Genomic DNA, 7715 nt, shown 5'->3' with positions numbered 1-7715 from the left:
CGCCCAGCCGCTGGACGAGCTCAAGGACAGCGTGTTGCGACTCACGCTGCCGGCCGCCGCCGCCGCGCTGCTCGGCGACGCCGTGCTGCGCGACGAACTCGCACGGCGCCGCAGCGCCGACGGCGGCACCGCCGTACTGCTGCACGCCAGCGAACCGCCTTCCGCCCTGCTCGGCGTGCCCGGTCTGCGCATCGACCGGCTCGGCCTGGAGGACCTGTTCATCGAGGTGGCGGGATGAAGCGCCTGCTCGCCGATCTGCGCCTGCTGTACGCGGCATCGGGCAGGACCCGATGGGTCTACCCCTGGATGATCGCCGCGGCATTGGCCCTGACGTGGGTCGACAATCCGCCATCGCCGCTGGTGCTGACCTGTCCCATCGTGCTGCTGCTCTGGGCACGACTCGGCGCACGCTTGCTGAGCCTGCTCGAGCAGGCGCATCGCCTGCGCCTTCCAGGGCTGCGCAGTCGCTTCGCGCGCCTGTTCGCACTGGCGGTGACCGGCACCGTGCTGTTGCCAGTCCTGCTTTACACGCCGCGCGGCAGCGATCCCAGCCTGACGGCACCGACGCTGCTGCTGTGCGCGTCCGGCGGGCTGCTGCTGGCGACAGCGCCAGCGTGGTCCAGTACCGCACTGCTGTGTCTGCCCCCCCTCGGCTTCATGCTGCACTACTGGGTCGGCGTGCCATTGGACGCGTACCCGCGCAGCACCATGCTGGCCATCGCTGCAGCGTGCGTCGCGGGCGCGACGTGGGCGTACCGCCGCGCCAGCACGCCGCGGCCCGTCGCGCTCGCGCCCTGGCTGCGTCCGCTGTGGATGAACCTGCAGCCGCGCCTGCCCGGCGATGGCGCGATCAGGCAGGTGGTCGCATCGCAAACCGGGCGCCGTGGGTGGATGCAGGGCATCGCGCGCCCCAGCGTTCCCTCGGGCCTGCACGGCGCACCGGAACGCGCCATGCGCTTCGCACTCGGTCCAGGTTTCGCTCCCGGCAGCGCGGCCGGCACCGCGCTGGCCGTCCTCGTCATGCCGTCGCTGGTGTTGCTGTGGACGCTGCTGCTGGTGGGCACGCAATCGCCGACGCTGCCGCTGATCCTGGCCAACGTCATGGCCAACCTGTCCAGCGCGAAGTTCCTGCAACGACTGTGGCTGTGGCGCAAGCACGGCAACCTCGGCCTGATGGAAAGCGCCCTGCTGCCCGGCATGGGCGCACCCGGGCAGATCGGCACGCTGTTCAACCAGGTGGTGCTGAAATGCGCGATCGCGGCGATGCTGCCGTGGCTGGGCCTGTCCTGGCTGCTCGGGCTGCTCAGACACGCCCCGACCGCCTACTACCCGCTGACGGTGTCGATCACCCTGACCGGGACCCTGCTTGCCAGCACCGTCCTGTTGGCCTGCCTGCGCTGGCCGCGCAGCGTGTTGGCGCTGGTCGTGGCGCACTGCGCACTGACGCTGCTGGGCGCCATCAGCATCGGCCAGGTCGGCCTGCCCGGCGCGGTGGCACCGCACTGCCTGGCACCAGCCTGGAGCCTGCTGCTGCTCGGCATGGTCATCGTCTACAACCTGGTGGCACGCCAATCCAGCAAGCGCCCGCACCCCTGGCTGCTCAACTGAACGGCCGTAGCGGGAAGCCCGCTATAATCGCGGGCTTCCTCCGTTGCCGATGACGCCCTTCCGGGCGTGCCGCCCATGTCCGAAGTCGCCACCGAAGCTGCGCGCCGCCGCACCTTCGCCATCATTTCCCATCCCGACGCCGGCAAGACCACGCTGACCGAAAAGCTGCTGCTGTTCGGCGGGGCGATCCAGATGGCCGGCTCGGTGAAGGGCCGCAAGGCCGCGCGCCATGCCACCTCGGACTGGATGGCGCTGGAAAAGGAGCGTGGCATCTCGGTGACCTCGTCGGTGATGCAGTTCCCGTACGAAGGCAAGATCATCAACCTGCTCGACACCCCCGGCCACGCCGACTTCGGCGAGGACACCTACCGCGTGCTCACCGCGGTGGACTCGGCGCTGATGGTGATCGACGTGGCCAAGGGCGTGGAAGAGCGCACCATCAAGCTGATGGAGGTGTGCCGGCTGCGCGACACGCCGATCATGACCTTCATCAACAAGCTCGACCGCGAGGGCAAGGATCCGATCGACCTGCTCGACGAGGTCGAGACCGTGCTCGGCATCGAGTGCGCCCCGGTGACCTGGCCGATCGGCATGGGCCAGCGCCTGAAGGGCGTGGTGCACTTGGTGACCGGCGAAGTGCACCTGTACGAACCCGGCCGCAACTTCACCCGCCAGGATTCGACCATCTTCCCGTCGCTGGACGCGCCCGGCCTGGCCGAGAAGATCGGCGAACAGATGCTGGCCGAACTACGCGAGGAACTGGAACTGGTGCAGGGCGCCAGCCACGCCTTCGACCTGGACGCCTACCGCGCCGGCAAGCAGACCCCGGTGTTCTTCGGTTCGGGCGTCAACAACTTCGGCGTGCAGCCGCTGCTGGACTTCTTCGCCGAGCACGCGCCGCCGCCGCAGCCGCGCGCCACCACCGGCCGCCAGGTGCAGGCAGGCGAGGACAAGCTGACCGGCTTCGTGTTCAAGATCCAGGCCAACATGGATCCGCAGCATCGCGACCGCGTCGCGTTCATGCGCATCTGTTCGGGCCGCTTCGCTGCCGGCATGAAGACCCTGCACGTGCGCACCGGCAAGGAGGTCAAGCTGGCCAACGCGCTGACCTTCATGGCCAGCGACCGCGAGATCGCCGCCGAGGCCTACCCCGGCGACGTCATCGGCATCCACAACCACGGCACCATCTCCATCGGCGACACCTTCACCGAAGGCGAGTCGCTGTCGTTCACCGGCATTCCCAACTTCGCCCCGGAACTGTTCCGCCGCGCGCGCCTGCGCGACCCGCTCAAGCTCAAGCAATTGCAGAAGGGCCTGGCGCAGCTGTCCGAGGAAGGCGCCACCCAGTTCTTCCGCCCATTGATGAGCAACGACCTGATCCTCGGTGCGGTCGGCACGCTGCAGTTCGACGTGGTCGCCTACCGGCTCAAGGACGAGTACGGCGTGGACGCCAGCTTCGAACCGGTGGGCGTGGTCACCGCGCGCTGGGTGCACTGCGACAACCCCAAGAAGCTGGAAGAGTTCCGCGAGAAGAACGCGATGAACCTGGGCATCGACGCCGCCGGCGAACTGGTCTACCTGGCGCCGACCCGGGTCAACCTGCAACTGGCGCAGGAACGCGCGCCGGACGTGCGCTTCGCCGCCACGCGCGAACATGCGCACAGCGTGGCGGTGGAATGACCGCCATGTGACCGCGGGCGTGCGCCGGCTGAGCGCACGCCCAACCGGCGGCGCCGTGTTGCGCCGCAGCGGATGCGAACCGCTCGCAATTGCGGTACCGTGCGGGCCCATGGATGCAGACCGGTCGCCCGCCTACCCGAACGCCGACGCGCAGCCTTCCACGGACTGGCGCGACGAACTGGCCAGCGCCCTGACCCACGGCCTCGGCGCCATCGCCGCGCTGGCCGGCGGCTCGGTGCTGATCACCCTGGCCGCCATCTACGGCGACGGCTGGCAGCTCGCCACCGCCATCGTGTTCAGCGTCACCTTGCTGCTGCTGTATGTGGCCTCGACGCTGTACCACGCCATCCCACATCCCGGCGCGAAGGCCCGCCTGCAGATCTTCGATCACTGCGCGATCTACCTGCTGATCGCCGGCACCTACACCCCGTTCACCCTGATCGGCCTGCGCGGCCCGTGGGGCTGGGGCCTGTTCGCAGCGATCTGGACCATCGCCGTGGCCGGGGTGATCTTCAAGCTGTTCTTCACTGGTCGCTTCCGCCTGCTGTCGACCATCCTGTACATCGCGATGGGCTGGCTGATCGTGGTGGCGATCGAACCGCTGCTACGCTCCGTCGACGCCTGGACCCTGGGATGGCTGCTGGCCGGCGGCCTGTTCTACACCCTGGGCACGTATTTCTACCAGCGCGACACCGTGCGCTACTTCCACGCCATCTGGCATCTGTTCGTGCTCGCCGGCAGCGTCTGCCACTTCGTGGCGGTCACCAGTCAGGTGCTCTGAGGCGACGATCGCTTTCGCACCCCGTGCACGGCGGCTGCCTAGGATGGCCGCATGGCTCGCGACCCCGCTTCCGCATCCCGCTCCTGGCCCTGGCGGCGCAACGACGGCCGCCTGCGGCGCTGGCCGTTCGTGCTCGGCGCGCTGGTGCTGCTCCTGCTCGTCATCATTCTGATCTTCGACTGGAACTGGTTCAAGGCGCCAGTGGAACGCGCGGTGCAGGCGCGCACCGGCCGCGCGTTCCATATCGGCGGCAACCTCGACGTGGACCTGGGACGCATCGTCACCGTGCGCGGCGATCGCCTGCGCTTCGCCAATGCCGACTGGTCGAAGCAGCCGCAGATGGCCAGCGCCGACCGCGCCGAACTGGATATCGCGCTGTGGCCGCTGCTGCGCGGCCGCCTGCGCATCCCCGAGATCCGCCTGACCAAGCCCGATCTGCTGCTGGAAACCGGACCGAACGGACAGCCAGGCAATTGGGTGCTCGGCCAGTCCGAGGGCGGCCATCCGGTCGTGCTCGGCGCCCTGCTGGTACAACAGGGACATCTGCGCTTCCAGGATCCGGCCGGGCGCACCGAGATCGACATCGCCGTCGACAGCCAGGTCGGGCAGCGCCGCCGTGGCGATGCCGCCCCGCCGATCGCAGTCAGCGGCGACGGCCGCTGGCGCGGCAATCCCTTCACCCTGAAAGGCAGTACCGCCTCGCCGCTGGAACTGAGCGAGAGCGACCATCCGTTCCGCGTCGACCTGCGTGGCAGCGCCGGCAGCACCCGCGCGCACATGCGCGGCACCCTGACCAATCCGTTCCAGTTGCGCGTGTTCGACCTGCAACTGCAACTGGCCGGCACCGACATGGCCCACCTGTATCCGCTGCTGGGCATCGCCATCCCCTCCACCCCGCCCTATCAGTTGGACGGACGCCTGCAGCGCGACGGAGATCGCTGGCGCTACCAGGACTTCCGCGGCCGCGCCGGCGACAGCGACCTGGCCGGCACGGTGCAGATCGACACTGCGGGCCAGCGCCCGTTCCTGCGCGCCGACCTGCGTTCGCAGCGGCTGGATTTCGACGACCTGGCCGGCTTCGTCGGCGCACCGCCGCGCACCGGCGCCGGCGAGACCGCCAACGCCGAGCAGAAGGCGCAGGCGGCCAAGCTCGCCGCCACCGACAAGGTGCTGCCGTCCACCCCATACGACCTCGGCAAGCTGCGCGCGATGGACGCCGACGTGCGCTGGAAGGCGCAGCGCATCAATGCGCCGTCGCTGCCGCTGGACGACATGGATGCGCATCTGAAGCTCGATGACGGCGTCATGCTGCTGCAACCGCTGAACTTCGGCGTGGCCGGCGGCGACCTGCGCTCGGACATCCGCATGGATGCACGCAAGCCCACGCTGTTCACCCGCGCGCAGGTGTCGATCCGCGGCGTGCAGCTGGGCAAGCTGTTCCCCGACGGCAAACTGGCCAAGGAAGCGGCGGGCGCGATCGGCGGCGAGATCGCGTTGGCCGGCAGCGGCAACTCGATCGCGCAGATGCTCGGCAGCGCCGACGGCAGCGTCGCCGTCGGCATGGGCAAGGGCCGCATCAGCAACCTGGTGATGGAGCTGGCCGGGCTGGATATCGCCGAATCGCTGAAGTACCTGGTGACCAAGGACCGCGAGATCCCGGTGCGCTGTGCGTTCGGCGACTTCGGCGTGCAGCACGGAGTGATGACCTCGCGCGGCCTGGCCTTCGACAGCACCGACACCCTGCTGGTCGGCAGCGGCACCATTGACCTGGGCCAGGAACGCCTGGACCTGCTGCTGAAGGCGCAACCCAAGGACCACAGCATCCTCGCCCTGCGCTCGCCGCTGCGCGTCGGCGGCACCTTCAAGGACCCGAGCTTCCGCCCCGACTTCAAGGCCCTGGGCCTGCGCGGCGCGATCGCCGTCGCCCTGGGCAGCATCGCCCCGCCAGCGGCGCTGCTGGCCACCATCGAGACCGGGCCGGGCAAGGATATTCAGTGCGGGCGGTGAAGCCGGGAGTGGGGAATCGGGAATGGGGAATCGTCAGATCAAGAGCGCATTGCGTGGTCTGACATCGCCAGGCGAATCACGCCCAAACGCATAACGCGGGATCCGCGCTCCTGCCTTTCCCATTCCCCATTCTCTTTTCCCGACTCCCAGCCCCTCAGCTCCTGATGTACTCCTGCAACTGATCCAGCTCCTCGCGCTGCTCTTCGATCACCGCCTTGACCAGGTCGCCGATCGAGATCACGCCGATTACGGTGCCGGCGTCCACCACCGGCAGGTGGCGGATGCGTTGCCCGGTCATCAGTTCCATGCACTGCTGCACGCTCTGCGACGGGTCCACGGTGTGCACCCTGCTGCTCATGATGTCGCGCACCGGCGTGGTCGCCGAGGAGCGGTCCTGCAGGACCACCTTGCGTGCGTAGTCGCGCTCGGACAGGATCCCGGACAGCTCTCCGTCCTGCAGCACCAGCACCGCGCCGATACCCTTTGCGGCCATCAGCCGCAGCGCCTCGATCACCGCCGTGTCCGGCGCGACCGCGTGGATCTCATTGCCCTTTTCGCTCAAGACCTGCCGTACCGTCCGCATCGCTGCCTCCCGGTTCGCTGGATCGCACGGCCGAGCATACTCCTTCGCCCGGTGCACGCCAGGTCTCCACCAGGTACAGCGGACGTTGCTTGGATTCCTCGTACAGCCGGCCCAGGTATTCGCCGATCAGGCCCAGCGCGATCAGTTGCACGCCGCCCAGGAACAGGATGACCGCCATCATCGTCGGCCAGCCGGCCACCGGGTCGCCCCACAGCGCCGCCTTGACTACCACCCAGATCGCGAACAGGAAGGCGCCCACCGCCGTCGCCAGGCCCAGGTAGGTGGCCACCCGCAACGGTGCGGTGGAGAAGCCGGTGATGCCGTCCAGGGCGAAGTTCCACAACCGCCACAGACTGAACTTGCTGCGCCCGGCCAGCCGCGGCGCACGCCGGTACGGCACCGCCAGGCGGCGGAAACCGATCCAGCCGAACAGGCCCTTCATGAAGCGGTGGCGCTCGCGCAATTGCCGCAGCGCGGCCAGCGCGCGTGGCGACAGCAGGCGAAAATCGCCGGTATCGGCGGGGATCGGCGTCTTCGACAGGCGCCCGATCACCCGGTAGAACAGCGCCGCGGTGCCGCGCTTGAGCCAGCCCTCGCCTTCGCGCACCAGGCGCGTACCGTAGATATCGTCGTAGCCGGCGCGCCAATGCGCGACGAATTGTCCGATCAGTTCCGGCGGATCCTGCCCATCGGCGTCCAGCAGCATCGCCGCGCCGCGATCGACGCAGTCCAGACCGGCGGTCAGCGCCAGTTCCTTGCCGAAATTGCGCGACAGGCGCAGCGCGCCGACCCGCGGATCGGACGCGGCCAGCGCCTGGATCGTCTCCCAGGTCGCATCGCGGCTGCCGTCGTCGACGTACAGCACCCGCCCCTCCAATCCCGGCACGGCGTCGAGCGCAGCGACGATGCGCGGGTGCAACAGCGGCAGGGTCTGCGCCTCGTTGAACGCAGTGACGACGACGGTGAGACGTTCGGATTCCATCGGCGGATGGTACGGAGCCGCCTGCGGGTTCACCAGCAGTGGGCATCACCTGACGAACCACTCCCTTCTCCCAT

Annotated in this window: 6 protein-coding genes and 1 pseudogene; 5 read left to right on the top strand and 2 right to left on the bottom strand. The window is 68.9% G+C overall.

Translation table 11 applies throughout. The features are described 5' to 3' along the window. The 5 genes and pseudogenes from D183_RS25330 to D183_RS0119500 form a co-directional block, all read left to right on the top strand. Nucleotides 1–238, top strand: a pseudogene (locus D183_RS25330) (ABC transporter ATP-binding protein); the annotation flags it as partial. After that, on the top strand, nt 235–1608 hold the full coding sequence (locus D183_RS0119515) for a hypothetical protein (protein WP_017910486.1): 1374 nt from the start codon (nt 235–237) through the stop codon (nt 1606–1608). The pseudogene D183_RS25330 and the gene D183_RS0119515, both read left to right, overlap by 4 nt. 75 nt (nt 1609–1683) lie before the next feature. Next, nucleotides 1684–3288 carry a peptide chain release factor 3 gene (locus D183_RS0119510; RefSeq protein ID WP_017910485.1) on the top strand — a complete coding sequence of 535 codons (1605 nt, stop codon included), beginning with the start codon at nt 1684–1686 and terminating at the stop codon, nt 3286–3288. Nucleotides 3289–3397: 109 nt separating this feature from the next. Then, nucleotides 3398–4069 carry a PAQR family membrane homeostasis protein TrhA gene (trhA, locus tag D183_RS0119505; RefSeq protein ID WP_017910484.1) on the top strand — a complete coding sequence of 224 codons (672 nt, stop codon included), beginning with the start codon at nt 3398–3400 and terminating at the stop codon, nt 4067–4069. A 51-nt stretch (nt 4070–4120) separates the two neighbouring features. Beyond that, nucleotides 4121–6076: an AsmA family protein gene (locus tag D183_RS0119500; protein ID WP_017910483.1), complete on the top strand. Its 1956-nt coding sequence runs from the start codon at nt 4121–4123 to the stop codon at nt 6074–6076. Between the two features lie 154 nt (nt 6077–6230). Here D183_RS0119500 and D183_RS0119495 read toward each other — a convergent pair whose 3' ends face one another. Together D183_RS0119495 and D183_RS0119490 are read right to left on the bottom strand one after the other, a co-directional pair. After that, complete coding sequence (locus D183_RS0119495; RefSeq protein WP_026143740.1) at nt 6231–6659, bottom strand: CBS domain-containing protein; 429 nt, start codon at nt 6657–6659, stop codon at nt 6231–6233. Continuing rightward, complete coding sequence (locus D183_RS0119490) at nt 6619–7641, bottom strand: glycosyltransferase family 2 protein (RefSeq protein ID WP_017910481.1); 1023 nt, start codon at nt 7639–7641, stop codon at nt 6619–6621. Before D183_RS0119490 ends, D183_RS0119495 begins: the two co-directional genes overlap by 41 nt. Nucleotides 7642–7715: the final 74 nt, after the last annotated feature.

The organism is Xanthomonas sp. SHU 199 (assembly GCF_000364665.1).
Lineage (GTDB): Bacteria > Pseudomonadota > Gammaproteobacteria > Xanthomonadales > Xanthomonadaceae > Xanthomonas_A > Xanthomonas_A sontii.
Note: the sequence above shows the minus strand (reverse complement) of the source record. Positions and strands in the feature narration are given on the sequence as shown.

Excerpts from the sequence above, each read along its gene's own strand:
- D183_RS0119515 (WP_017910486.1), top strand. The coding sequence starts at position 235 with ATGAAGCGCCTGCTCGCCGATCTGCGCCTGCTGTACGCGGCATCGGGC.
- D183_RS0119510 (WP_017910485.1), top strand. The coding sequence starts at position 1,684 with ATGTCCGAAGTCGCCACCGAAGCTGCGCGCCGCCGCACCTTCGCCATC.
- trhA (WP_017910484.1), top strand. The coding sequence starts at position 3,398 with ATGGATGCAGACCGGTCGCCCGCCTACCCGAACGCCGACGCGCAGCCT.
- D183_RS0119500 (WP_017910483.1), top strand. The coding sequence starts at position 4,121 with ATGGCTCGCGACCCCGCTTCCGCATCCCGCTCCTGGCCCTGGCGGCGC.
- D183_RS0119495 (WP_026143740.1), bottom strand. The coding sequence starts at position 6,659 with ATGCGGACGGTACGGCAGGTCTTGAGCGAAAAGGGCAATGAGATCCAC.
- D183_RS0119490 (WP_017910481.1), bottom strand. The coding sequence starts at position 7,641 with ATGGAATCCGAACGTCTCACCGTCGTCGTCACTGCGTTCAACGAGGCG.